General features: G+C 59.9%; 1 protein-coding gene. It reads right to left on the bottom strand.

Going from position 1 to position 1837, the window contains the following annotated elements; translation table 11 throughout:
* Window positions 1-155 precede the first annotated feature (155 nt).
* Window positions 156-1598, bottom strand: a complete 1443-nt coding sequence (locus tag NW819_RS04210) for a gamma-aminobutyraldehyde dehydrogenase (protein WP_414412980.1) — start codon at window positions 1596-1598, stop codon at window positions 156-158.
* Between the last annotated feature and the right edge of the window lie 239 nt (window positions 1599-1837).

The following is a 1837-nucleotide window of genomic DNA, read 5'->3' as shown; positions in this document are numbered from 1 at the left end:
AGGTTCCAAACCGGCTCCAGACAGTTCCCCAAGCCCTCTCCCAAGGGGAAGGGGTAGGTCGGAATCAAGGCCACCAATGGCCTACGGCGACTGGGAATACCCCTGGTGAGCCGCCGCTGTTTGGTGGTCATCTTCTGTTCAAAATGGGCATCACTTCAGCGGGTTGCAATCATCACGTGTTTGGTGATTTGGTAGTCGCGCACCGCTTCTGCCGAGAGATCTTTGCCAAATCCCGATTGCTTAAAGCCGCCATGGGGGGCCTCAGAGGCAATGGGAATATGGTCGTTGATCCAGACGGTGCCGAACTCCAGATCGGCGGCCAACCTCATCGCTCGTCCGATGTCTTGAGTCCACACAGAAGCCGCCAGCCCGTATAGGACGTCATTGCCCAAGCGTAGCGCTTCCGCTTCTTCGCGAAACGAGCCGAGCGTGAGAACCGGCCCAAAAACCTCACTCTGTACGATCTCCGCTTTTTGATCGACATTGGCAATCACCGTGGGTTCATAGTAGTAGCCCTGGGCAAGCTGGGAAGGGATCCGACCGCCGGTCAGCACCTTGGCTCCCTCTGCTTTGGCCCGCTCCACAAATCCCATCACCCGCTCCCGCTGGGCTGCTGAGACCAAAGGCCCCATCTCCACTCCCGCCTCGAAAGGGGATCCCACCGTTACTTTGCGCATGGCTTCTACAATGGCCTCTTGCGCCTGCGCCAGCTTGCTCTCGTGCACATAGACGCGGGTGGCTGCCGTACAGTCTTGGCCGGTATTGACGGTGGCAGCAAATGTGGCCTTGGCAGCAACGGTCTCTACGTCCGCATCCTCGAAGACGATAAACGGCGCTTTGCCCCCCAGTTCCAAATGCACCCGCTTCAGGGTATCTGCCGCTGTCCGCATCACCTGCTTGCCGGTGGCGGTAGAGCCGGTAAGGCTGACCATGCGCACCTGGGGGTGCTCCACCAGGGCTTGGCCGGTGGCATTGCCTCCGGTAACGATATTGACTACCCCGGGCGGGATCCCAGCCTCGGCGATCAGTTCTCCCAGCATCAGGGTGGTCAGGGGGGTGGCAGGAGCGGGCTTGAGCACCACCGTACAGCCGGCGGCCAGGGCGGGGCCGATCTTCCAGACGGCCATCATCAGCGGATAGTTCCAGGGGGTAATTTGAGCGCACACCCCCACCGGCTCTTTGCGAAAGAGGGAGGTGTAGCCCTTGGCGTATTCCCCGGCGCTAAAGCCATGGATGTCGCGGGCGGCAGCGGCGAAGAAACGCAGATTATCCACCGCAAATGGCAGATCTCCCCCCAAGCTGAGGAACTCGTAGGGCTTGCCAGTGTTTTCCGATTCCAAGCGAGCCAATTCGGCGGCGCGAGCTTCGATTAGATCCGCCAATTTCCAGAGGGCCAGGGAGCGCTCGCCGGGGGTGAGTTTCGACCAACGGCCATCGTAGAAGGCTGTTTGGGCGGCCTGCACCGCCCGATCCACATCGGCAGGGCTGGCATCCACCACCTCTGCCAGTTTCTCGCCGGTGGCCGGGTTCTCGATGGTCATCAACCCCCCCCCTTGGCTATCGACCCATTGGCCGTCGATCCAGAGTTTGTAGGCCATAGCGATGTCCTCAACAGCTTGGTGAAATGGCTCTCCCCATTGTGCCGAATCTTTTTGGCTCGGCTTGAATCATAAGCTTCATTCAACTTTGGCAACTTTGGGGTGCAGAGATGGGATCCTTTGGGATTGGGATGGCCCAAACGGCTATTCGCAAAGCGGGCCGTAGACTGTGGCCAACGGCGCACTGGTGAGGATCCCGCATCTGCTAACTAACGGAGGTGCAGGGGCAATCAGTCCTG

This window comes from Synechococcus sp. R8-2, from assembly GCF_047461715.1.
Taxonomy (GTDB): Bacteria; Cyanobacteriota; Cyanobacteriia; order Thermostichales; family Thermostichaceae; genus Thermostichus.
This window is presented reverse-complemented; position numbering and strand designations above follow the sequence as displayed.